Here is a 24868-nt window from a genome sequence, read left to right on the forward strand (position 1 = left end):
CCTGCAAGAGGGCTGCCTACTCCCACTCGATGGTGCCCGGCGGCTTCGACGTCACGTCGAGCACCACGCGGTTGACGTCGGCCACCTCGTTCGTGATCCGCGTCGAGATCTTCGCGAGGACGTCGTACGGCAGTCGCGACCAGTCGGCCGTCATGGCGTCCTCGGAGGAGACCGGGCGCAGGACGATCGGGTGGCCGTAGGTGCGGCCGTCGCCCTGGACGCCGACCGAGCGGACGTCGGCGAGCAGGACGACCGGGCACTGCCAGATGTCCCGGTCCAGGCCGGCCGCCGTGAGCTCCTCGCGGGCGATGGCGTCGGCGTCGCGCAGCAGGTCGAGGCGCTCCTTGGTGACCTCGCCGACGATCCGGATGCCGAGGCCGGGGCCCGGGAAGGGCTGCCGCTGGACGATCTCGTCCGGGAGCCCCAGCTCCTGGCCGACCATCCGGACCTCGTCCTTGAACAGCTTGCGCAGCGGCTCGATGAGCTGGAACTCCAGGTCCTCCGGGAGCCCGCCCACGTTGTGGTGCGACTTGATGTTCGCCGTGCCGGTGCCGCCACCGGACTCGACCACGTCCGGGTAGAGGGTGCCCTGGACGAGGAACTCCACCGCCGGACCCTCGTCCGCGATGATCTCGGCCTGCGCCTGCTCGAAGACCCGGATGAACTCGCGGCCGATGATCTTCCGCTTCTCCTCGGGGTCCGAGACACCCTTGAGGGCGGTGAGGAAGCGCTCCTCCGCGTCGACGACGACCAGCTTGACGCCGGTCGCGGCCACGAAGTCCTTCTCGACCTGCTCCGTCTCGCCCTTGCGCATCAGACCGTGGTCGACGTACACGCAGGTCAGCTGGTCGCCGATGGCGCGCGCGACGAGGGCGGCGGCCACGGCGGAGTCCACGCCGCCGGACAGGCCGCAGATCGCGCGCTTGTCGCCGACCTGCTCGCGGATCGCGGCGACCTGCTCCTCGATCACGTTGCCGGTGGTCCAGTCGGGCTTCAGGCCGGCGCCCCGGTACAGGAAGTGCTCCAGGACCTGCTGGCCGTGCGTGGAGTGCATGACCTCGGGGTGGTACTGGACGCCGTAGAGCTTCTTCTCGTCGTTCTCGAAGGCGGCGACCGGGACGACGTCGGTGGACGCGGTCACGGTGAAGCCCTCGGGGGCGGCGGAGCAGGCGTCGCCGTGGGACATCCACACCGACTGCTCGTCGGGGGTGCCCTCGAAGAGGGTGGAGCCGGACTTCGAGACGTGCAGCGGCGTACGGCCGTACTCGCGGGCGCCGGTGTTGTCGACGGTGCCGCCGAGGGTGGTGGCCATCAGCTGGAAGCCGTAGCACATGCCGAAGACCGGGACGCCGGACTCGAAGAGCTCGCGGTCCAGGCGGGGGGCGCCCTCCGCGTACACGGAGGAGGGGCCGCCGGAGAGGATGATCGCCGCCGGGTTCTTGGCGAGCATCTCCGCGACCGGCATGGTGCTCGGCACGATCTCGCTGTAGACCCGGGCCTCGCGGACGCGGCGGGCGATGAGCTGGGCGTACTGCGCGCCGAAGTCGACGACCAGGACGGTGTCGGGGGCGGCTGGGGTCGCTGATGACACGGGTTGCCTTCCGGCGGTGAGCGAGGTGTGTGTGGGGCCGAGTCTACCGGGACCCACAGGACCGGTTCGGGGGCGAGTGCCGGTCCGGCGGATCTGTGCGGGCGTCGCGGGCCCCGCCCCACCTCGAAGCCGCCCCCACCGGGCCCGCTCGGCCGGGCTCCGCTGCAGTCGGCGGCGGCCGGTCCGCTAGCTGGCAGCCGGCTCCTCCGCCGTACCTGGCAGCCGGCTCCTCCGCCGTACCTGGCAGTCGGGCCGCTACCCGGCAGCCGGCCCGGTCCGCCGGAACCGGCAGCGGCCCGGTCTCAGGATGCGAACCGGGTTGGACGCTGTCGTGGGGCCCGGCATACTGCTGCCATGCTCCCGCAGACGACCTACTTGTTTACCTATGGCACCCGGCCCGCCGGCTGCCATGGTCGTGCTGCTTGAGCAACTGACAAGCGACTTCCCAGGCGCCCCGGGCCGACAAGGTCCGGGGCGCCTGGTGTTTTCCGGACCTTGCCGCTCCGGGGCACCCACCCCACCGAGGAGCCCTGTATGACCACCACCCCGGAAACCACCATCGCCGACGCCCGTGAGCGCATCGACGCCCTCGACGACCGGATCCTCGGTCTGATCCAGGAACGGATGGCCGTCTCGGCCGTCGTCCAGCAGACCCGTATCGCCTCCGGAGGCCGGCGCGTGCACCTCGCCCGCGAGATGGAGATCCTCGGCCGCTACCGGGACGCGCTCGGCAAGCCCGGCACGAGCCTCGCGATGACGCTCCTCGAACTGTGCAGGGGTCGCATCTGAGTTCGGGGCCCGCCTCACCCGTACGGCGCGTGACCGCCGCCCGGACCGCCTCGTTGGTCGTGGTGTCCGTGCCAGCCAGGGGCGGGCCCGACAGAACCACGCGTGGCTCGCTGGAGCGATGAGACGTACGGAACGTGCCGTGCGTCGTGGGACCTCGCTCCAGGAAGTGACCGGACGGCAGGGGACAGCAGCCCGGTCACCCAAGAGAACGGTCGGCTCCGGGGACGCCCGGGGCCGGCCGGCGGGACAAGTACCGGCACGAGGCTGGGCCAAAGCTGGGCCAAACCATTGCGGAGGCCGCGTCCATCCAGCACGATGCCTAGAAAGCCCCCAAGTCCCGCCGTAGACAACTGCATTCGTTCTGCGTCGCCTGACTGCCAGAGGTCCAGACCATCCGTGCGCCCCTTGTGCGCCGGGGCGCCGACCGTGGGCACGGCAGGTGACCAGGGCGCCAGGAGCAAGCGGCGCAACCCCCCGGCGCCGCTCCCAGGCACCGGCGCTGCCCTGACGTCGGTGCTGACGAAAGAAGGGCCCCGCGGCTCCGTCCCGCGGGGCCCTTCGCCTGCTTGCAAGCAGGGGGCGGTCAGACCCGGGACACCGTCCCGCAGTCCTTGGCCCGGCCGATGTCCTCGCTGCGGTCGTACGGGTCCCGGGTCGGCCCCGAGGGCGCCGGGTCGGTGGGCTCCGTCGAGGAGAACTCCGGGTGCAGGAAGCCGTCGTACACGTCGCACGAGGTGTTGCCGGCGCTCTCCTCGTAGCGCAGGACGGTGAGCTTGCCCGGGGTGACCTGGTACTTCGTCGGGTCGGGGAGTTCGACGTCGAGGACCCGGCGGACGATCGTGCGGGTCACCTCGGTGGTGCCGTCGGTGCGCACGACCGGGTAGACGAAGGTGTAGTCGGCGTGCACGGCCACCGAGGCGTGCTCGCCCGCCTTGAACGTCATCCGGCCCCGCAGCTTGACCACGTCACCGGCCAGCCGGACCTCGGCGGGGTCGAAGCGGCTGAACATCGACAGCGGGTCGTGGTCCTTGTCCGGCTTGCTCAGGCCGGTCTTGAGCCGCTTGAGGACGTCGTCCTGCTTGGGGTCCAGGAGGGACAGCGCCTCGGTGGGACGTTCGCCGCGCAGGGTGCCCGTGTCGAGGTTGGACTCGACCAGGAGCTTCCTGGTCAGCTCCAGGGCCTGGCCGACCTTGGCCGCGGACTGACCTGCGACGGCCTTCGCCTTCGGTACGACGATCCCGGCCTCGCCGTCGGCCCACTGCTTGGCCGGCGAGCCGGCGAAGGGGTCGTCCAGGGTGGGGATCTCGGGGTCCACGGCACCCGGGGCCGTGGTCGGGGCCGCGGTCTCCTCGGGCAGCGGGGAGGAGGCGGACTCCGAGCTCGTCCCGCTGCCGAAGGGGTCACCCGGCACCAGCGACGGCTTCACCGCCACGACGGCCACCACGACCGCGAGGGCGACGCCGAGGACGCCCCACAGGCCCCGTCGGCTCTTCTTCTGCTGCCAGGCGGGCCCGGTGCGCCAGCCCTCGGGCAGCTCCCCGCGCGCTTCCTGGCGCCGCAGCCGCTCGGCCACTTCACGGGCGCGCGCGGAAGGCTCCTTGGGGGCGGAGTCCTTGATGTCCCGTTCGGTGTCACGGGCGAATTGTTCCCAGACGTCATCCGGGATCTTGGGGTCTTCTGACACGTGGGTCAGTTCTAGGGCCTCAGAAAGCGTGTTCACAAGGCGAACTGGTATGTGACTCAGGCCACATAAGTTTTCTGTGAATGACCGCACAACCTTTCCCGCTCGGCGTGGATCAAACCTCACGAACCACGGGCCCCACCCGCGCCCCACACGCGGAGGCCTCCTACGCGTGTTGCGGACAGCGCAGCACACCTGACTTCCGAGGTCTTCATGAAGCTTCGTCGTGCACTGGCCGCCGCGGCCGCGACCGCCGCGATAGCGCCGCTGGCCCTGTTCGCCGCGCCCAGCGCGTTCGCGGACGAGACCCCCACGCCGACCGCGGCCGAGAGCACGCCCGCCGCCGACGCCACCCCGACCGACCCCGCGAGCACCCCGGCGGCCCCGGACTCGACCCCGGCTGACCCGGCGACCACGCCCGCGACCGGCAGCCCGACCACCGGCGCCTCCAGCTCGGCCACCACCAGCAGCAGCCCCTCGACGAGCCCCACCGGCTCGGCCTCCGCCACCAGCAGCCCCTCCGCGAGCGAGAGCGGCGAGCCCGGCGACGAGTGCACGGTCGACGAGGACGGCGACCCGGTCATCGAGGACAGCGACGTGCTGCACAGCTCGCTGACCGGTCTGCCCGAGTCCATCGTGGCGGGCAGCGGCTGGACGAACTTCAAGTTCAACGTGAACAACTCCGGTGACGACACCATCAAGGGCATCCAGCCCTACCTCGGTGTCGGCGCGGTCGACTGGGACTTCGAGAAGGACTACAGCGACCTGGTCACCGTGCAGGTGAAGAAGGGCGGCTCCTGGGTCGACGTGGCCACCCAGTTCGGCGAGGGCGGCGCGTTCAACTCCTTCAGCCTGGACGGCGGCGACTCCGTCAGCTACCAGCTGCGGGTGAAGGTCGACCGTGAGGTGCCGAGCGCGATCGGCATCGCCATCGGCCTCGCCGAGTACTCCGACGAGCAGGGCTGCTGGGTCTCCGAGGACGAGAACTACGGCATCTACTACTTCGAGGTCCTGCCGGCCGGCTCCGACGCGGGCAAGCCGGGCGACGCCAAGCCGCAGACCGGCGGCAAGAGCGCCATCTCGGACGTCAACGACGTCGACGTGGACGGCAAGCTCGCCGACACCGGTGCCGGCTCGGCCCTGCCGGTCATCGGCCTGGTCGGCGGATTCGCCGTCGTCGCCGGTACCGGTGTGGTCTTCGCGATGAAGCGGCGCAAGGGTGCGACCGGCGCCCACGCCTGAGTCGTAGCGCCGCAAAAGCCGTAAACACAGCTTGACGCAAGAAAAAGAGAAGGACCTGCGCTCGGAGGGGGGTGCAGGTCCTTCTTCTTGTTCCGTACGGCTCTGCGGTCTTTTCCGGCGCTACGACTTCTTCGGGACCGCCGGTATCCCCAGGAACGGCAGCTTCAGCGCGCCGAAGGCCTCCGCCGGGACCGCCGGGGACTTGGGCTCGACGGGGTTGAGGCGCTCGTACGCCTCGCCCTGGGCCGGACGCGGGTCCTGCTCGCCCTTGTTGGGCCAGAACGACATCGCGCGCTCTGCCTGCGCGGTGATGGTCAGCGAGGGGTTCACGCCGAGGTTCGCGGAGACCGCGGCGCCGTCCACGACCGAGATCCCGGGGTGGCCGTAGAGCCGGTGGTACGGGTCGATGACGCCGGTCTCGCGGGAGGAGCCGATGGCGCAGCCGCCGAGGAAGTGGGCGGTGAGGGGGGTGCCCATGAGCTCGCCGACGTTGGAGCCGGCGAAGCCGTTGATGTCGGCGGCGACGGCGGACGCGGCCTCCGAAGCGGCCTTGATCTGCTTGGGGTTGGGGGCGCCGTGGCCCTGGCGGGCGGTGAGCAGGCCCTTGCCTACGCCGTCCGGCTTCAGGTACGTCGTCAGGGAGTTGTCCAGCGACTGCATGACCAGGCCGATGATGGTCCGCTCCGACCAACGGCGGTTGGAGAGGGAGCGCAGGACGAGCAGGGGGTGCTTCGCGGCGTTCGCGAGCCAGCCCATGACCCTCGACGAGCCTTCCGCGTACGGCACTTGGAGGATCGAGAGGCCGCCCATCGAGTTGGAGCCCTTGCCGTAGCGGACCGGCTCGATGTGGGTGTTCTCGTCCGGGTGGATGGAGGACGTGATGGCGACACCCCGGGTGAAGTCGACCTTGGGCGTGCCGGTGGCCTTGCGGTAGCGGCGGTTGTCGGTCTGGGCGCCCACCAGGGCCTCGGAGTTGGTGCGGGTGAGCTCGCCCAGCTTCTCCGAGATGTACGGCAGCTGTCCGCCCGCCTTCATGCGGTGCAGGAGGGTCTGGGTGCCGTAGGTGCCGGCGGCGAGGACGACCTGGCGGGCCTTGAAGGTGCGGCCCTTGGCCTTGCGGTCGTCGGTGGGGAGGGTCGCGACCGCGTAGCCGCCCTGGGAGTCGTCGGTGACCGAGACGACGGTGGTGAGGGGGTGGACCACCGCGCCCGCCTTCTCGGCGAGGTGGAGGTAGTTCTCGTTGAGGGTGTTCTTGGCGCCGTGCCGGCAGCCGGTCATGCACTCGCCGCACTCCACGCACGCCTTGCGGGAGGGGCCGGCGCCACCGAAGTACGGGTCCTCGACCTGCTGGCCGGGGGCTGCCTTGCGCGTGCCGTCCGCGTCCTCGCCGTCGCCGAAGAAGACGCCGACCGGGGCCATGTGGAAGGTGTCGCCGACGCCCATCCGTTCGGCGGCCGCCTTGAGGTGGACGTCGGAGGGGGTCATCGTCGGGTTGAGCCGGACGCCGAGCATGCGGCGGGCCTGGTCGTAGTACGGCTTGAGCTCCTCCTGCCAGTCGGTGATGTCACGCCACTGGGGGTCCTCGAAGAAGGGCTTCGGGGGGACGTAGAGGGTGTTGGCGTAGTTGAGGGAACCGCCGCCGACGCCCGCGCCCGCGAGGACCATGACATTGCCGAGCAGGTGGATGCGCTGGATGCCGTACATGCCGAGCTTGGGGGCCCAGAGGTAGTTCTTCAGGTCCCAGGAGTTCCTGGGCAGGGTCTCGCGGGTGAAGCGGCGGCCGGCTTCCAGGACACCTACGCGGTAGCCCTTCTCCGTGAGGCGCAGGGCGGTGACGCTGCCGCCGAAGCCGGAGCCGACGACTATGACGTCGTAATCGTAGGTGTCCTGGGGCACGTGCTCTCCTCGTTGAGAACGTTCGTCTGGGGCGGGTGCTCCTACTTGAAGCGGAAGGCCTTCATCACCTTCAGGCTCCGGCTCATGAACGCCGCGTACTTCTCGTCGTCCATGCCCAGGGAGGGCGCCATCGGCAGGAGCCGCTGCTGGGCGATCGTCTGGGCCTCGGTGTACTTGAGGATGCCCTCGGAGCCGTGGCGGCGGCCGAGGCCGGAGTCCTTCATGCCGCCCATCGGGGACTGGACGCTGCCGTAGGCGGAGGCGTAGCCCTCGTTGACGTTGACGGTGCCGGCGCGCACCCGGGAGGCGACCTCGCGGCCGCGCTTGCCGTCCTTCGTCCACACCGAGGAATTCAGGCCGTACGGCGTGGAGTTGGCGAGCTCGATCGCCTCGTCCTCGGTCTTGAAGCGGTAGATGGAGACGACGGGGCCGAAGGTCTCCTCGGCGCACACGGCCATCGGCTCGGTGACGCCGTCGAGGATGGTCGGCTCGAAGAAGTACGGGCCGATGTCGGGGCGGGCGACGCCACCGGCGACGAGCTCGGCGCCCTTCGCGACGGCCTCCTCGACGTGCCGGGTGACCGTCTCCAGCTGGCGTTCGCCGACCAGGGAGCCCATGTCGGCGCCGTAGGCGAGGGACGTGCCGAGCCGCATGGCCCGGGTGCGGGCGGCGAAGCGCTCCAGGAAGGCGTCCGCGATGGACTCGTGGACGTACAACCGCTCGATGGAGATGCAGAGTTGGCCGGCGGAGGAGAAGCAGGCGCGGACGGCTCCGGCGGCGGCCTTCTCGATGTCGGCGTCCTCGAGGACCAGCATGGCGTTCTTGCCGCCGAGTTCGAGGGAGACCCCGACCAGGCGGGCGGCGGCGCCCTGGGCGACCTCGCGGCCGGTGCGGGTGGAGCCGGTGAAGGAGACGTAGTCGGCGTGCTTGACGACCTCGGGGCCGACGACCGGACCGTCGCCGAGGACGACCTGGAAGACCTCGGCGGGAAGTCCGGCCTCGATCAGCAGGTCACGGGCCCACAGGGCGGTCAGGCAGGTCTCGGTGTCGGGCTTCATCACGACCGCGTTGCCCGCGACGAAGGCGGGGAGCGCGTCGCCGACGGACAGTTCGAGCGGGTAGTTCCAGGGGGCTATCTGGCCGACGACCCCGCGCGGGTGGCGCAGTTCGGTGACCTTGGTGAGGGTGGGCACGGCACCGGTGTGGCGCTTGGGCCTGAGGTAGGCGGGGGCCTTGCGGCCGTAGTGCCGGGCCGCGACCGCGACGGCCTGCACCTCCTCGTGGGCGTGCAGGCGGGCCTTGCCGGTCTCCAGCTGGATGAGGTCGAGGACCTCGGCCTGGCGCTCCAGGACCAGGTCGTGGAAGCGCAGCAGGACGGCCGCGCGCTGCCGCACCGGCGTGCGCTCCCACACCGCTTGCGCCGCGCGGGCCGTCTCGTAGGCCTTCGCCACGTCCTCGGGGGTGGACTCGGGCAGGTCGGCCAGCTTCTCGCCGGTGAACGGCGTGTGGTTCGCGGTACGACCGGAGCCGACGACACCCTTGGTGAGCTGGGCGACCAGCTCCGGGGTGACCACGTCGGCCGCGGTGCGGGCGCCCTCAGGGGCGGGGGCGAGGGGGTTGGTGCCGGTCTTGGCCGGGGCCTGCGCGTCCGTCATGAGCCGCAGGATATTCGGGACGGGGGGCTTTGGGTACCCGTCAGTAACGGGCGTTCACGGAGTACGCACACTTCGCCAGTGATGACTGGCAGGGAATGTGCTGATCAGGGCATTGGGGGGCGATGATCAGCACCGCTCAGCCGCGCTCCGGTTTTTTCTGGAGGAGCAGGCCGAAGGCGGAGAGGGCGGTGAGACGGCGGGGCTGGGGGTCGGGCCCGTGATGGGGGGCGGTCGGCGGAGCGGCGGATGCGGTGTCCGCCGTCGCGGCGTGCGCACCGGAGCCCAGGAGCGCGGGATCCGACGGGGCGGCTTGCGCGCCGGAGCCCACGAGCGCGGGATCCGGCGTCGCGGCCGTCGCTGCGTGCGCACCGGCGTCCGGTACGGCGTCCGCCCCCGCGGCCGGCGCCTCGGAGCCCGCCCGCCGCGCTGCCACGGCCCACCCCGGCACACGCGCCCCCGCGACCTCGGCCAGTGTCCGGGCGACCTCCTCCGCCAGGGGCCGCTGCTGCGGCTCGGGCACGAGGAGGCGCTCCAGCAGGGTCCCCAGCGGACCGGGCCGGGTGTCCGCCACGGCCACCCGGAGCACGGCCCCCAACGACCACAGGTCGGAAGCGGGCCCGGCGCCGGGCCCGGACGCGCACTCCGGGGCGACGAACCCGGCGGAGGTCTCCCGGGCACCGGCGTGCCCGGCGCCGCCGATCCCGAAGTCGGTGACGACGACGCGTCCACTGCCCGCTTCGAGGAGGACGTTGGCCGGCTTGAGGTCCCGGTGGACGATGCCGACCCCGTGGGCGGCGTGCAGCGCGCCCAGGACGGCGAGCCCGATCCGGGCCGCCTCCGCGTCGGACAGCGGCCCGCGCCCCGCGAGAGCGGCGTCCAGCGGCTCGCCCTCCACCAACTCCATGACGATCCAGGGCAGTTCGTCCTCGAGGAGTACGTCGTGAATGGCGACGGCCGACGGATGGTCGACCCACGCCGCGGCGCGCGCCTCGTGCGGCAGCCGGTGCACGGCCCGCCGCCGCTCCTCGTCCTCCGGATCACCGGTCAGACGCGGCTCCTTGACGGCGACGTACCGGTCGTCCTGTTCGTCGTGAGCCCGCCACACCGTGCCGCTCGGCCCGGCCCCGACCCGCTCGACGAGCCGGTACCGCCCACCGATCAGACGTCCGCCGGACGGGAGTTCGCCGTCTTCACTCATGGCACATGAGTACCGTGCGGGTCATGCCCTTGTCTAAGCGGCGGGCTCAGCGACCCTGATCCGGCCACCGCAGCCGGATCAGGGGGTCGGTGGACAGAGGATCGGCGGGCATCCGGACGACGGTCCCCTGAAAGGTGTCGTAGGGCCACTCCTCGGTGCTGTCGGGTTCCGCGCCGAGGCCTGTCACGAAGCCGCGCAGGATCCACCCCGGGCCGTCGTGGCCCAGCACCCGCACGGTCTGACGGTCCTTGCCGGGAGGTCCCTGGATCCGTACGACGGCCTGGAGTTCGGGCCCCGCGGGGCCAACGCGCTCCTCCGCGGAACCGCCCCGGCTGCGCATCGTACGGGCCAGATCCGCACGGACGGTCGCCCAGGAGGTGTCCCCGAGCGCACGGAACGCCTGGAGCTGGATCGCGGTCCGGCCACGCATGAGGGTGACACCGGCGAGGGAGCCGTCTTTGCGCGACCGCATCAGCTCGATCTTCAGGCCGGGCTCCGTCGGCACCAACAGGCCACCGAGATCGGTCAGTTCGACATCACGGGGCCGACGGTCGTCGCTCTCGTCCCACGGTCCGACGGCAAGACAGCTCTCCTCCGCTGCCTCCAGCAGGGCGTCCACCGCTTCCTCGGACAGCGATTCCTCGGCGATCAAGGAGGCCAGCAGCTCCAGCAGACGGTCGAGGGTGATGAGGTCGCGGCGAGAGGCCTCGGGAGCCGCCGCTGGGTCCCGCAGCAGGGTCCTGATCATCAGCCGGGCGTCCTCCGCGTCCAGTCCGGGCACCGGACGGCCGAGGTCGGTCCGGCCGTCCTCCTGCCGCAGTGCGAGGACCACCTGCACGGCGACGAGCAGCACCCGGCCCGGCGTCGTCCGGTCCCACACGTCGAACTCGGCACGCGCCACGCTCTCCGGCGTGAGGAACCCGTCCCGCACGTACTGCGCGACGACGGCCTGCGCCGCCCTGCCCGCCTCGCCCATGCCACCGACCGGGCGCCCGGCCCCGTCGCCGTCGGCCATCGGCCCGAATCCGCTCAGAGCCGGTCCACCCCCAGATTCGCGATGGCCGTCCGCGCCACCTCACGCCCCCGGGCGGTGAAGTCGCCCTTGCCCGGATAGCTGACGGTGAGTTTGTACATGTCGCCGCCGGTGGTGCGGTAGTAGAAGATCTGGAGTTCGCGAGGGCGGGGGTTCTGGCTGTCGGTGGTGGTGTAGGTGACGGTGTTCCCGGCGGCCTTGGCGCCCTGGTAGGTCTTCTCCTCGGGCCGGGTCCTCGCTGTGTCCGGCATGCTGAGGTCGTAGTCGCCGCTCTCCTTGAACCGGCTGTCGTCGTCGTACATCTCGGCCGCCGCGGACCCCGCGATGTCGTGCGCGGTGTCCTCGGCCTTCCGGTCCAGGCTCAGGCCGATCCAGATTGCGCCGCTGTAGTCGGAGTACGTGATCCAGTGGGTCTTGTCCGTCTTCCGGTCGGGCGTGGTGGGCTGGTAGCCGGCCGGCACCGCCAGCGTCGCGGCCACGTCCTTGGTGTGCTTCTTCGTCCAGCCGTCCGGGAGCGGTCCCGCGAAGGGGTCCGCGATCACCAGATACGCCGCCACCGCGGCCGCTACGACCGCCGCCCCGAGCCCGAGCAGCGTCTTGCGGCCCAGCCGCAGGCCGCCGCCCGCCGGGACCTCCACGGTCCGCACGATCTCCGTGGGCTCCGGGGCCGGTGGGTTGGCGGTGGCCTCCAGGAGCGCCCTGACCTGCGTGGCGGTCGGGCGGCGCGCCGGGTCCTTCTGAAGGAGGCCGTTGATGGCGTCGGCGAGCGGGCCGGGCGCGGCGGCGGGCGGTGCGGGCATGGCGTTGAGGACGGACTGGAGGGTGGCCGGGGTGTTGCTGCGGCGGAACGGCGAGACGCCCTCCGTCGCCGCGTACAGGACCACGCCGAGCGACCAGAGGTCGGAGGCGGGTCCGGGGCGCTGGCCCAGCACCCGCTCCGGGGCGATGTACTCGGGCGAGCCGACGAAGCCGCCGGTGTCGGTCAGGTTGGTCTCGCCCTCGATCTGGGCGATGCCGAAGTCGGTGAGGACGACCCGGTCGTGGCGGCCGAGCAGGATGTTGTCCGGTTTCACATCCCTGTGCAGGATGCCCGCCGCGTGCGCGGCCTCCAGCGCGCCGAGCACCTCCAGGCCGATTCTCGCCGCTTCACGGGCCCCGAGGGTGCCTTCCTGCAAGGCGTCGCCCAGCGAGCGCCCCCGCACCAGCTCCATCACGATCCACGGCCGGCCGTCCACGACCGCCACGTCGTGCACGTTCACGACGGAGGGGTGGTCCAGCCGGGCCGCCGCGCGTGCCTCGCGCCGCATGCGCTCGAAGGCGTTCCCTCGTTCGCGTTCGGGAAGGTGGTCCGGGACGCGGGGTTCCTTGACGGCCACCTCACGGTCCACGGTCTCGTCCTGGGCCCGCCACACCGTGCCCATCCCGCCGTGCCCGAGTTTGGCGAGCAACCGGTAGCGGCCGGCTATGAGGCGCCCCGCACCCGACTCCGGCTGAGGAGGCCTGGGTGGTTGCAGAACGTAACTCGTCGTCTCGTCGGACTCGTGGCCGACTCCCCCGCTGCTGCTCATGGGTTCATCCATATCGCGCCAGGCACGCGCGCATCCAGAGGGGACGCATTCCGGTCACACACCCGTGACGTATCCCTACGTCACCGTGAAGGTGTCGACGGCCACGTCGAAGTACTCCTTCGCCTCCCGCACCTTGCCGACCGGCGCGGAGACCCACACGTCGTACAGCCGCCCGTTCTCCTCCCAGCACACGTCGTAGGTGTGCCGGGCGCCCTCGGCCGCGCTGAAGCCGTCCCAGGTGAACTCCCAGAGGGCGGCGGGGTGTCCGCGGTGCGTGACCGAGGTGACCCGGCCGGCCCGGTAACCGGGGTTGCTGTCCGGCCCCTTGGCGGCCGCGCGGCGCATCACGCCCAGCGGCCCGCCCGGTTGGGGCTCGGTGACCTTGACGCCGAGCCGGAAGGTCTCCCCGGGCGACAGGTAGAAGACGCGCTCGCCCTGCGGCTCACGGGTGAACCCGTCCGGCACGGCGAGCGCGAACCCGGCGGGGTCCTCGGCGACCCGGTAGCCGGAGGGGGCGGAGGGGAGCGTCACCGCGGGCGGCCTGGCGGAAGGGCTCGTGGGCGCTGTCGGCGAGGTGCCCGCCGACGTGCGCGGAGTGGTGCCGACCGGTGTCCCGGGCGCCGAACTGCTCGTCGTGGTACGGCCCTCCCCGCCCCGGTGCGTCAGCAGTACCGCCGCCGACACCCCCGCCCCCGCCAGCGCGGCGACCAGCAGCGCCGCCATGAGCACGCCCCGCCTCGACCGCGCCCGGACTCCGGCCCCGCCGCTCGCCGACGACGCCGGGGATCGCCGTAGCGAGGAATCCCGCTGCTCCTGGGACCGCCGTGGCGAAGCATCCCGCTGCTCCTGGGACCGCTGCGGCGAGGAATCCCGCCGCTCCTGGGACCGCCGTGCCGAAGCGGCGCGCTGTGCCGGGGACCGCCGTAGCGGAAGGTCGCGCTCGGTCGGTGTGTACGGGCGTTCGGGCGTCCGGCGCGGCGGGGTACGGCCCGTCTCCAGGAACGCCCGCAGCATCCGCTCCGCCTCCACCGCGTCCAGGCGCCGCTCGGGATCGCGCTCCAGCAGCCCCCGTATGACGGGAAGGAGCGGCGCGGCCTGCGCGGGCGGCCGGATCTCGTCGATGACGACGGCGTGCAGGATGCCGCCCAACGAGTCGCGGCGGAACGGGGATTCGCCGCTGAGGGCCGTGCAGAGCAGCGCGCCCAGCGACCACAGGTCGGCCTCGGGACCGGTCCTGGTCCCGGACATCCTCTCCGGCGCCGTGTACTCGGGCGAGCCGACGAAGGAGCCGGTCTCGGTGAGCGTGGTGGCGCCCGCGACCTGGGCGATGCCGAAGTCGGTGAGGACGACCCGGCCGGTGCCGGACTCGACGAGGACGTTGGCGGGCTTGATGTCGCGGTGCAGCACCCCGGCCTGGTGCGCGGAGCGCAACGCGCTCAGCAGGTCGGCGCCGATCCGGGCGGCCTCGCGGGCGTCGACGGGCCCGTCGGCGGAGATCCGCTCGGCGAGGGAGCCGCCGTCGATCAACTCCATGACGATGTACGGCCGTTCGTCCTGCTCGACGACGTCGTGCACGACGATGATGTGCGGGTGGCGCAGCCGGGCGACCGCACCGGCCTCACGCAGCGTGCGGTCGCGCTGGAGCCTCGCGTCCTCGGCGGAGAGGGTCTCGTCGAGGGGGATCTCCTTGACGGCGACCTGCCGGCCGAGCAGTTGGTCCGTCGCCCGCCACACCACGCCCATCCCGCCGCGCCCGATCCTCGCCTCCAGGCGATAACGGCTCGCGATCACGCGGAAGGTGTCCCCCTCGGTCCCCATGCGCCCCATCATGCCCCAGCGGACGAACCCCCTCCGGGACGGCGACCGGCCAAGTGAAACGAACACCACCGACGTTCGCTCCGCCGAAGGCGTGACGCTCTCACCCCTTCGCTTCGGCCTCCTGCCAGCTGCGCAGGATCCAGTCGAAGTCCTTGCGGGTGGTGGCCCAGTCGGCGGTCGGTGAGGACGCGTAGATGGCGTACTCGGTGCCGTCGCGTTCCATGAACCCGACGTCGATGGCGCGGTAGGGGGCCGCGAAGTAATGCGGCGGATCCTTTGCCAGCGCATCCCACGTGTACTCCCAGCGCGCGCCCGGCAGGTCGCGGAACAGCACCTTCTTGAGACTCAGCCGCGTGTAGTTCTTCAGGTCCGAGATCTGCGCGTCCAGGTTGCTCATGTGCTCGTACGAGCTGGTGAAGTCCGGAGCGGTGTCGACGGCGACCCGCACGAGGTGCTTGCCCCTGTCGGGCGAGTAGTCGACCTGCGTGAGGCCGTCCTCGTCGATGGAGATGGACCGCTGCCATCCCGGGGGCAGGTAGATGGTGAAACCCGCCGGATCGTTGTGGCGCTGCCAGCCGGCGGGAACCCCGGGCTGTCCGTCCGACTCGGTCGCAGTGGCGCTCGGAGTCTGCGTCGAGGGGCCGGACCCGGTGGCGCTGTCCGTACCGAACTGCTGCAACGCGACCACCGCACCCGCCCCGACGATCACCGCGAGCGCGACGACCAGGGCGAACGTGCGCAGGCGGTGCCGCTTCCGCCGCACGGGCGCGGCCGTGACCGGCGGATAGGGCGTGGCCGCGGCCGTCTGCACCGCCCGGGTCTGGGTGCCGGTGCCGGCACCGCGGGTCGCGCTCTCCGGCTCGTACCGCACCGCCCCCGTCGGCACATACGCCTGCGCGGCCGCCGGTCGCTGTCCCTCCGCCGCCTCGGCGAGCAGCTGCTCCGCCTGCGCCGTGCTCGGCCGGTCGGCCGGATCCTTGCGCAGCAGCGCGGCGAGCACGGGCCCCAGCGCACCGGCGTTGACCGGCGCGGCGGGATCCTCCTCGACGACGGCCTGCATGGTCGTCAGCGGGGTCGTGCGGCGGAACGGTGAGCGGCCCTCGACCGCCGTGTACAGCGTCGCGCCCAGCGCCCACAGGTCGGCGGACGGCCCGGGGTCGGCGCCGCGGACGCGCTCGGGGGCGAGGTAGTCGACCGAGCCGACGACCTCTCCGGTGCGGGTGATGGTGGTGTCGCCGTCGATCTGGGCGATACCGAAGTCGGTCAGCAGGACGCGACCGTCCCGGGCGAGCAGGACGTTGCCGGGTTTCACATCCCTGTGCAGGACGCCGGCGGAGTGCGCGGCGCGCAGGGCTCGCAGCACCCACAGCCCGATCCGGGCGGCCTCGCGCGGCTCCACCCGGCCGTCCTCCTTGACGGCGTCGGCCAGCGAGCGGCCCTCGACCAGCTCCATCACGATCCAGGGCCGGCCGTCGTGGTCCAGCACATCGTGCACCGTGACGACGGCGGAGTGGTTGATCCGGGCGGCCGCGCGGGCCTCGGCGCGGGTGCGGGCGAGCAACACGGCCTGGTCGCTCTCGGAAACGTAGAGCGCGGCGGTCAACTCCTTGATCGCCACGGCCCGGTGCAGCACCTCGTCGTGGGCACGCCAGACGCGGCCCATGCCGCCCTTACCTATCGGGTCGGCGAGCCGGTAGCGCCCCGCGAGGAGCTGGCCCTGCATCTGATTCACGTTGCCCCGCAATGCTCTTGACGCAGTCAGACTAAGGACCGGCCCGAGCCGAGGGGAACCAGGGGGGCGTCAAGGAGACCTCACTGTGACGGTTGTCGCTTCCGCGAAGCCGCAGTGAACCCGGGGCGCCGGTGGGGCGTCCGTCAGCCGGTCACCTGGTACGTGGCCGACGCCTGCTCGTACAGCCGGGTCACCTCGTCCCGCTCCGCCTCCGGGCCGCGCACCTGCACCACGTGGTACTTCCCGCCGCTCAGGATCGCGAGGTTGCGCACGTACAGTTCGCGCCCGTCGTCGCCGGTCCAGGTGAACTGCCCCTCGGCCATGCTCCTGGTCCCCACCTGGATCGACTTCAGCCCGGTGGCGGTGGCCCAGCTGGAGTCGCGGTACGGCTGGAGCTCGGGCTCCTTCTCGCGCTGGTAGGCCATCGGGTCGTCACCGTTCGCCGCCGCGGTGTCCCGCCCGGGTACGACGATCAGCTCGAAGTCGCCCTGGGAGTACACGACCTGACCGCGGCCGTTCCTCGGGGTGCGGTCCCAGCCGTTGGCCACGGCGACCTTGAAGCCCTCGGCGTCCGTGCGCACGGTGAAGCCGTCGGCGACCTCGGGCCCGGCGGTCTGCGTCTCGGCGGCGGCGCTGGACCGCGACGGCTCGGGAGCGGTCGGCTCGGGCGTGGTCTGCTCGGGCCGGGGCTCACTGCTCGCGTCCGGGGACTGGGCGGGCCCGGCCTGACTGGTGGAGCCGGTCTTCTCGGCGCCCTCGTCGTCGGGGTCCGCCTTGGGCATGAAGTACATGGCGTACGCGATCGCCGCGGCCATCACCAGCAGGATCAGCAGCAGCAGATTGCGGCCGAGGCGGCGCGGCGAGGCACCGGCGTCCTCCCGGGCCCGCTTGTGCCGGCCGTGCGCACTGGTCGCGGGCAGCCCGGCCCGCCGCCTGCGCACCAACTCGCCCCGGCGCCGCACGATCGGCAACCGACTCGTGTCCACGGGCGGCGCGGCCACGACATGGACACCGGCCTCCGGCTCGGGCGCGGACCGCACCAGCGAGCGCAGCCAGCCGCGCAGTTCCTCGAAGTCCAGCCGCTCGGTGGGGTCCTGCCGCAGCAACGACTCCACGACCGGCCGCAGCGGCCCGCACTCCTCCGCGAAGGCGGGCGGCTCGGCGCACACCAGCTGCACCAGCTCGGCCGTCGACTCCTCGGGGTAGGGCGCGTGCCCCTGCACGGCCCGGAAGAGCAGGGCTCCGAGGGCCCACAGGTCGGTCGCGGGCCCGATGGGCGCGGCGAGCTGCCAGTTCTCGTGCACCGGCCCGGCCTGCTCGGGTGCCCACCGCTCGGTGACGGGCCCCACCACAGCCATCCGCGCCTGCCGTGCCCGCTCCGCGGCGAGCGCGGTGGCGGGGCCACGGCGAGCGGCAGGGGCGGCGGGCGTGAGCTCGTCCCACCGCGTGGGAGCGGCATCCACGACATCCCCGGGTCCGGGCCCACCGGCGGGTACGGCACCGAGACCGGGCATCTGCCCGTCTACGGCGCCGCCCGCGCCGCCCCTGGTCATCCCACCGACGCCGTCGCGCGGCGCGGCTCCGTGCCAGGCGGCCGGCCGCACACCGTAGGGGTCCGCTATCTGCCCCGCCGACACACTCCCGGGCACGTGCTCGATGCCGTTCGCGCTGTCCTGGGGCGGTTGCGCGCCGCCGTTCGGATAGGGATACGGCACCTGGGCGGCACCGCCCGCCGACGGGTACGGCGGCTGAGTCGGTCCCGGCCCGTTGCTCTGGGCCGCCGGAAGGTCGGTGTCCGGTGCCGGGCGGGCTCCCGGAAGTGCCGCTCGGCTGTTCTGGGCCTCCTGGACCCGGGCCGCCGCTCGCGCGCCCGCACGATACGCGGCGATCGCACCCGCCCGCGCCGCCCTGATGTCCGTACCGCCGTCGGGGTCCCGTCGGACCAAGGCACCGGCGGAACCGGCGCCGTTGGACGACTCCACCCCGGCGCTCGGCAGCCCCCGCGACTCCCGCGCCTCGATCGCCGCCCGCCGAGCCGCCTCGGGGTCGGTGTCGCCCCCGCCGAAACCGCCCGCACCGACCGGCCCCAGTCCCGCGCCCGGCCCCACGCCCTGCGCACCAGCACCGAGCCCGAAGGCCGCCGCGGCCCCACCGGCCCCGCCGAGCGCCGTACGCCCGCCGCCCGCACCCTCGCCCGCGGCACCCGCACCCTGCCCGGGAACCCGGTAGCCACCCGCTGCCCCGCGCCCACCGGGCGGTGCGACCACCGGAACACCCCGCCCGTCGGTCACACCTTTGCCGTCGGCCCGCGCAACTCCCGTGCCCGCACCCGCGGTTCCAGGGAGGCCTCCAGGCCCACCGGCCCCGCCGTCCTCGGTCCCGGCCCCGAACTCCGCGTCCCCGGAGCCCCATTCACCCGCCTCCGCCGGCACCGGGTCGTAGCCGCACAGCGCCTCCTCGGCCGCGCCCACCGCGAGGCCGGTCAGCATCACCCGGCCGTCGTCGCAGACCAGTACCGTGCGGGCGGTGATGTTGCGGTGCACCCAGCCGTGCGCGTGCAGCACCCGCAGGGCCATCAGCACGTCGGAGGCGACCTCGGCCGCCCGGTACGGCGTCAGCGGCTTCTCGGCGAGCAGCGCCGCCAGCGGCCGCGCGGCCACCCACTCGCTCACGATCCACAGCGAACCGCCCTCGGCAAACACGTCGAAGACCTGGTCGAGCCGCGGATGGTCGGGTATCCGCGCGGCGGCCTGCGCCGCCTCGACGGCCCTGCGCACCGCGGGTTCCGTGGGCCGGCGCGTACCGCCCCGCCCCGGACTCCGCCGCCCACCCTGCGGATCGCGGGCCGTGAACCCGTCGGGCAGCCCCTCCGCGTCGAGCACCTCCGCCTCGACGACCTCGGGCAACGGGACCTGCCTGACCAGGACTTCCTGCCCGCTGTAGGTGTCGAAGGCGCGCGTCTCGGTGAGTTCGTACTCGTCAGAAGGGGGCAGTGGCAGGCGGTAGCGGTCGGCGAGCACCCGACCCGCATAGTCGTCCACGTTGCCTCCCCCGGCCGCCCGGTTGGTCAATTCCGTTCGCCATACGGCCCGTTCCGTACCCATACCTGGATGCGGACGGTTCGCAAACACTCACGATACGTGCCGGAGGCAACCCGCAAAGAGGGGATTCAACATCTCACGGCCCAAACACGGGACCGCTCGGCGCACAGCGCCTCACGACTTCGGTTCGAAGGTACGAGCGAGCGTCTGCCATGTGTCCTTGCGCAGCTCAGTGCCCCAGTTCGCGGCTTTCGCCGTGTACATCAAGGCATATCCGAGATGGCCGTTGACGACGAATCCACGGTCGATCGTCCGGTACTTCGTCCCGCTCTCCACATAGGTGAACTCCCAGTCGGCCGTGTTCCAGCCGCGGTAGCTCACCTGCTCTATTCGGATCTTCGTGTACTGCGAGCGGGTCATGCCCCGCTCCTGGTTCTCCCAGTCCGCCACCGGGTCGCCCTTAGGCGTGCTGGTCCAGGCGACGAGCAGCTTCTGCCCGTCGGGCCCGGTGAACCGGTCGCCCGCCGAGCTGGAGGTCTGGAAGCTCCACCCGTCGGGCAGCCCTATCGAGTACCCCTGGCTCCCCCGGTACGTCGAGGCGACCGCATTATCTCCGGAGGAGCCGCCCGAGCCCGAGGACCCTTCCGAACTCCGGGCGCTCTCCTCGGTGCTCGGGGTGTTCGCGGCGCCCGCACCGGTGTCCGAGGAGGGGGAGCCGGTGGTGGCCCCGTCGGTCTTGGTGCCCCCGCTCTCGTCCTCCTTGGTGTCGGCACTGCTGCCCGCGCTCGCCGTCGCCTTGGTGCCGCCGCCCTTGGCGCCGTCGCTGCTGTCGTCGCCACCGCCCAGCGTGAGGGCCAGCACGGTGCCGATGACCGCGAGTGCCACGACCACCGCGATGATCACCAGGGTGCGCCGCGGCACCACGTCGGTCAGCGGCGCCCGGGGCACCGGCCTCGGCGCCAGGTCCGGCGGCGGCGTCATCACGGGCCACCCCGAACTGCGCCCGTCCGACACCGCGTTGGCCTGCTGCGTCTTCCCGTCCCGCACCCCGGCCGCGCCCCCCGCCGCGGAGGCCGGGGCCGCGGACGACGCACTCGCCGCGCCCTTGCCCTGCGACACCGAGGACGCGGGCGAGGCCGAGGACGCCGGAGAGGCCTTGGGCGGGGCGGGCTGAGACGGCGGAGCGGGCTTGGCCGGCGCGGACGCCGGAGCCGCAGCGGCGGCCTCGGAAGCCTGGGCGGGCACCTTCCCGCCCCCCGAAGTCGACGCACCCGAAGTCGACACACCCGAACCCGCGGTGCCGGACCCCTCGGTACGAGAACCCGCCGTACCCGAACCCGCCGCACCGCCCCCGGACTTGGTCCGTGACGCGGCCGCGGACGTAGCCGCCGCCCCGGCGGCCTTGCGCATGGAACGCAGCGCCCCGCGCAACCGCTCCGCGCCCGCACGCTCCTCCGGCTGGGCCGGCAGCGGCACCACCCGGGTCGCGTCCGCCGGCGGCTCCGGTTCCGTGTGCTTCGGCTCGGGCGCGTGGATCACCGCGGTGAGCATGGCCCGCGCGCGGCTGTCGTCGAGCCGCTGGGCGGGGTCCTTGGTGAGCAGGCCGTAGATGACGTCCTTGAGGGGTCCCGCGTTCTTCGGCTCCTCCAGCGGCTCGGTCATCACCGCGGTGAGCGTCGCGATCGCGGAGCCCTTGTCGTACGGCGGGGCGCCCTCGACCGCCGCGTACAGCAGCCCGCCGAGCGACCACAGGTCGGCCGCGGGTCCCGGCTTGTGCCCGCGGGCCCGCTCCGGGGAGATGTAGGAGGGCGCCCCGACGAGCATGCCGGTGGAGGTGATGGACGGGTCGCCCTCGACCTGGGCGATGCCGAAGTCGGTGAGCACGACCCGGCCGTCCTCGGAGATCAGCACGTTGGACGGCTTCACGTCCCGGTGCAGGATGCCCTCGCGGTGCGCGGACCTGAGCACGTCGAGGATCGCGAGGCCCACCTCCGCCGCGCGCTTGGGCTCCAGCAGGCCGTCCTCCCGGATGACCTCGGCGAGCGACTTCCCCTCGACGAGCTCCATCACGATCCACGGCCGGTCGTCCTCGTCGACCACGTCGTACACCGTCACCGCACTGGTGTTGCGGATCCGCGCGATCGCCTTGGCCTCCCGCAGCGTGCGGGTGATCAGCCGGCGCTTCTCGTCCTCGTCGATGCTGTTCGGGAACCGCAGCTCCTTGACGGCCACCGTCCTGCCCAGGGTCTCGTCCTCGGCGCGCCACACCGTGCCCATGCCTCCGCGGCCGAGCACTCCTCCCAGCCGGTACCGCCCGGCGAGGAGACGCTCGCTCTCGTCCTGCCGGGATGCTCCCGCCCGCTCCGCGTCCGACATGCGTCCCCTCATGAACCCGCCCTGACAGAGCCTCCATTGTCCCTCACCCGACAAGTGCCCGACGCCCAGGGGGTAGCTGCGCCGCGCAGGCCGGTCCCCCCGTCAACCGGCGCCCCGATGACACCCTCCCCACCTCGACGCATATGCCGGATGCACGCGTGTTGTCCCGGTGGTCCGGGGTGACTGTTCAAGGTGCGCCGTCCGGTGTCGCCCCCACCCCCACCCCCACCCCGACCCCGACCCCGACCCCGACCTGCATGATGGACCCCGACAAGGGAGGACCCACGATGGCATCGGTGCGGGCGACGGCGGCGGCCCTCGTGTGCCTGGTGCTGCTCGCCCTCGCGCCGGCCGCGCTGTCGGCGCAGCGGGGCCCGGCCGCGGAGACCGTGCTCCCGCTGCTGGTCTCGCGGGGCGGCGCCCCGGCCGCGGCCCTGCTCGCCCAGGACGGCACCCGTACCCGCTACGCGTCCGCCGGTACCGGTATCGCCCGCGCCGACCACTTCCGCGCCGGCAGCGTCACCAAGACCCTCATCGCCACGGTCGTCCTCCAACTCGCCGCGGAACAACGGCTGAAGCTGTCCGACACCGTGGAGCAGCATCTGCCCGGCCTGGTGCGCGGAGCGGGCAACGACGGCCGCGCGCTGACCCTGCGCTCCCTGCTCACCCACACCAGCGGCCTGAGCGACTTCGCCGCGGACACCGGAGGGCTGGTCCCCGTCACTCCCGTGCAAGCCGTCCGGATCGCGCTCACCCACTCCCCGACCGCCCTCGGCCGCTACGCCTACTCCAACACCGACTACGTCCTGCTCGGCATGGTGATCCAGCAGGTCACCGGCGCCTCCTACGCCACCGAGGCCGAGCGGCGCATCATCGCTCCGCTGCGTCTGACGGGCACCTCCTTCCCTGGCTCACGCACCTCTCTCCCCTCCCCGCACGGCCGCGCGTACACCACCGACGGAACCGACGTCACCGCGCTCGACCCGCGGGTGGCCGGGGCCGCGGGCGAGCTGGTGACCACGCTCGCCGACCTGGACCGCTTCTACGCGGCACTGCTCGGCGGCCGGCTGCTGTCCCCGTACTGGCTGCACGAGATGACCGACACCCGCGCCGCACAAGGCCGGTACGGCATGGGGCTGTTCCCGGTGAAGCTGCCGTGCGGCACGACGGTGTGGGGGCACAACGGCCGAATCACCGGCAGCTACGTGCGCACCGCGGCCACCGTCGACGGCCGTCGTGTCCTCACCTTCCGCGTGAACACGACGACGGTCGCAGACCCCGGCCTCGAACCGGCCCTGCTCGCCGCCGAGTTCTGCCCCCGCACCTCGTAGAACGACCGGGTTTCGAACGAAGATCCCGCCCCACGACACTCGTTCGAGTGATGCGGACCGAACCCGCTCCCGCCGGCCTAGAGCGGCACGATGTCCGGGGCGCCCAACCGCGCCGCGTCCGCCGTCAGGTCGTCCGGCTGCCGCTGCGACTCCCGCTCCGCCTCCACCCGCTTCTCGTAGTGCTCGACCTCGCGCTCGATCTGGTCCTTGTTCCAGCCCAGCACCGGCGCCATCAGCTCGGCGGCCTCGCGGGCGGACCGCACGCCCCGGTCGAAGGTCTCGATGGAGATGCGGGTGCGCCGGGTCAGCACGTCGTCCAGGTGCCGGGCCCCCTCGTGCGAGGCCGCGTACACGATCTCGGCGCGCAGGTAGTCGTCGGCCGCGTTCAGCGGTTCGCCCAGCGACGCGTCCGCGGCGATGAGTTCGAGGACCTCCTCCGCGAGGGAGCCGTACCGGTTCAGCAGGTGCTCCACCCGCACGACATGGAGTCCGGTGCGCGCGGCGATCCGCGCCCGCGCGTTCCACAGTGCCCGGTACCCCTCCGCGCCCAGCAGCGGCACGTCCTCCGTGACGCACTCGGCGACCCGGGTGTCGAGCCCGTGCACCGCCTCGTCGACGGCGTCCTTGGCCATGACCCGGTACGTCGTGTACTTGCCGCCCGCCACCACGACGAGCCCCGGCACCGGGTGCGCCACCGTGTGCTCGCGCGAGAGCTTGCTGGTGGCGTCCGACTCCCCGGCGAGCAGCGGCCTCAGACCCGCGTACACGCCTTGGACGTCGTCGCGGGTCAGGGGGACCGCGAGCACGGAGTTCACGTGTTCCAGCAGGTAGTCGATGTCCGCGCTGGAGGCCGCCGGATGGGCCTTGTCGAGGTCCCAGTCGGTGTCGGTGGTGCCGATGATCCAGTGCCGGCCCCAGGGGATGACGAACAGCACCGACTTCTCGGTGCGCAGGATCAGTCCGGTCGAGGAGTGGATGCGGTCCTTGGGCACGACGAGATGGATGCCCTTGGAGGCGCGGACGTGGAACTGCCCGCGCTCGCCGACCATCCCCTGGGTGTCGTCGGTCCACACCCCGGTGGCGTTGACGACCTGCTTGGCGCGGATCTCGTACTCCCCGCCCGCCTCGACGTCCTCCACCCGGGCCCCGACCACCCGCTCGCCCTCGCGCAGGAACCCGGTCACGCGCGCGCGGTTGGCGGTCTTGGCGCCGTAGGCGGTCGCGGTGCGCACGAGGGTGGCCACGAAGCGGGCGTCGTCCATCTGGGCGTCGTAGTACTGGAGCGCCCCGACCAGTGCGTCCTTGCGCAACGCCGGTGCCACCCGCAGGGCGTGACGGTGGCTCAGATGCCGGTGCCGGGGGAGTCCCCGGCCGTGCCCGCGCGCCATCGACATCGCGTCGTAGAGCGCGACGCCCGATCCGGCGTACCACCGCTCCCAGGCCTTGTGCTGCAAGGGGTACAGGAAGGCCACGGGCTTCACGAGGTGCGGGGCGAGCCGTTCGAGCAGCAGCCCGCGCTCCTTCAACGCCTCACGCACGAGGGCGAAGTCGAGCATCTCCAGATAGCGCAGGCCGCCGTGGATCAGCTTGCTGGAGCGGCTGGAGGTCCCCGACGCCCAGTCACGCGCCTCGACCAGGCCCACGGACAGGCCCCGGGTCACCGCGTCGAGCGCGGTGCCCGCTCCGACCACTCCGCCACCCACCACCAGCACGTCCAGTTCGCGCTCGGCCATCGCCGCGAGTGACTCGGCGCGCTGCGCCGGTCCCAGTGTCGCTGTCCTCACCACTGCCTCCCGCTGTCGGTCACGCCGGTCCCACACGTGTCCCACCCCTGCCCAAAGTCTGACCGGCCTGCCCGACTTCAGCCACCAGTCGCCCCCAGCCTGTGGACAACTTTCACTGGCGCGTACCCCGTAG

General features: G+C 72.5%; 15 protein-coding genes. 3 read left to right on the forward strand and 12 right to left on the reverse strand.

The genetic code is table 11. The features are described 5' to 3' along the window. Nucleotides 1-16 precede the first annotated feature (16 nt). The gene (guaA, locus tag OHN19_RS16550) at nt 17-1591 is read right to left on the reverse strand and encodes a glutamine-hydrolyzing GMP synthase (protein WP_330264940.1); all 1575 of its coding nucleotides are present in this window, start codon (nt 1589-1591) and stop codon (nt 17-19) included. Between the two features lie 534 nt (nt 1592-2125). On the opposite strand from guaA, the gene OHN19_RS16555 reads away from it, so the two are divergent. Further along, the gene (locus OHN19_RS16555) at nt 2126-2380 is read left to right on the forward strand and encodes a chorismate mutase (RefSeq protein WP_330264941.1); all 255 of its coding nucleotides are present in this window, start codon (nt 2126-2128) and stop codon (nt 2378-2380) included. 583 nt (nt 2381-2963) lie between these two features. Here OHN19_RS16555 and OHN19_RS16560 read toward each other — a convergent pair. Further along, on the reverse strand, nt 2964-4064 hold the full coding sequence (locus OHN19_RS16560; protein ID WP_330264942.1) for a hypothetical protein: 1101 nt from the start codon (nt 4062-4064) through the stop codon (nt 2964-2966). Nucleotides 4065-4274: 210 nt separating this feature from the next. On the opposite strand from OHN19_RS16560, the gene OHN19_RS16565 reads away from it, so the two are divergent. Then, nucleotides 4275-5303 carry an LPXTG cell wall anchor domain-containing protein gene (locus OHN19_RS16565; RefSeq protein ID WP_330264943.1) on the forward strand — a complete coding sequence of 343 codons (1029 nt, stop codon included), beginning with the start codon at nt 4275-4277 and terminating at the stop codon, nt 5301-5303. Between the two features lie 120 nt (nt 5304-5423). Here the strand turns inward: OHN19_RS16565 and OHN19_RS16570 are convergent, their stop codons facing one another. The 9 genes from OHN19_RS16570 to OHN19_RS16610 all read right to left on the reverse strand — a co-directional run bounded on the left by OHN19_RS16570 (nt 5424) and on the right by OHN19_RS16610 (nt 21620). Continuing rightward, on the reverse strand, nt 5424-7199 hold the full coding sequence (locus tag OHN19_RS16570; protein ID WP_330264944.1) for a GMC family oxidoreductase: 1776 nt from the start codon (nt 7197-7199) through the stop codon (nt 5424-5426). A 41-nt stretch (nt 7200-7240) separates the two neighbouring features. After that, nucleotides 7241-8854: a succinic semialdehyde dehydrogenase gene (locus OHN19_RS16575; protein ID WP_330264945.1), complete on the reverse strand. Its 1614-nt coding sequence runs from the start codon at nt 8852-8854 to the stop codon at nt 7241-7243. Between the two features lie 136 nt (nt 8855-8990). Beyond that, the gene (locus OHN19_RS16580) at nt 8991-10052 is read right to left on the reverse strand and encodes a serine/threonine-protein kinase (RefSeq protein ID WP_330264946.1); all 1062 of its coding nucleotides are present in this window, start codon (nt 10050-10052) and stop codon (nt 8991-8993) included. A 46-nt stretch (nt 10053-10098) separates the two neighbouring features. Further along, on the reverse strand, nt 10099-11067 hold the full coding sequence (locus OHN19_RS16585; protein ID WP_330264947.1) for a DUF3710 domain-containing protein: 969 nt from the start codon (nt 11065-11067) through the stop codon (nt 10099-10101). Nucleotides 11068-11081: 14 nt separating this feature from the next. Beyond that, nucleotides 11082-12653, reverse strand: a complete 1572-nt coding sequence (locus tag OHN19_RS16590) for a serine/threonine-protein kinase (protein WP_330264948.1) — start codon at nt 12651-12653, stop codon at nt 11082-11084. A gap of 75 nt (nt 12654-12728) precedes the next feature. After that, nucleotides 12729-14471, reverse strand: a complete 1743-nt coding sequence (locus OHN19_RS16595) for a serine/threonine-protein kinase (protein WP_330264949.1) — start codon at nt 14469-14471, stop codon at nt 12729-12731. A 100-nt stretch (nt 14472-14571) separates the two neighbouring features. Beyond that, a complete protein-coding gene (locus OHN19_RS16600; RefSeq protein ID WP_330264950.1) occupies nt 14572-16194 on the reverse strand; it encodes a protein kinase domain-containing protein in 1623 nt (540 codons plus the stop codon). A gap of 152 nt (nt 16195-16346) precedes the next feature. Beyond that, on the reverse strand, nt 16347-19244 hold the full coding sequence (locus OHN19_RS16605) for a protein kinase (protein WP_330264951.1): 2898 nt from the start codon (nt 19242-19244) through the stop codon (nt 16347-16349). 174 nt (nt 19245-19418) lie between these two features. Beyond that, nucleotides 19419-21620 carry a serine/threonine-protein kinase gene (locus OHN19_RS16610; protein ID WP_330264952.1) on the reverse strand — a complete coding sequence of 734 codons (2202 nt, stop codon included), beginning with the start codon at nt 21618-21620 and terminating at the stop codon, nt 19419-19421. A 287-nt stretch (nt 21621-21907) separates the two neighbouring features. On the opposite strand from OHN19_RS16610, the gene OHN19_RS16615 reads away from it, so the two are divergent. Next, the gene (locus OHN19_RS16615) at nt 21908-22951 is read left to right on the forward strand and encodes a serine hydrolase domain-containing protein (protein WP_330264953.1); all 1044 of its coding nucleotides are present in this window, start codon (nt 21908-21910) and stop codon (nt 22949-22951) included. A 77-nt stretch (nt 22952-23028) separates the two neighbouring features. Here the strand turns inward: OHN19_RS16615 and OHN19_RS16620 are convergent, their stop codons facing one another. Further along, the gene (locus OHN19_RS16620; protein ID WP_330264954.1) at nt 23029-24735 is read right to left on the reverse strand and encodes a glycerol-3-phosphate dehydrogenase/oxidase; all 1707 of its coding nucleotides are present in this window, start codon (nt 24733-24735) and stop codon (nt 23029-23031) included. Between the last annotated feature and the right edge of the window lie 133 nt (nt 24736-24868).

Source organism: Streptomyces griseorubiginosus, assembly GCF_036345115.1.
Lineage (GTDB): Bacteria > Actinomycetota > Actinomycetes > Streptomycetales > Streptomycetaceae > Streptomyces > Streptomyces griseorubiginosus_C.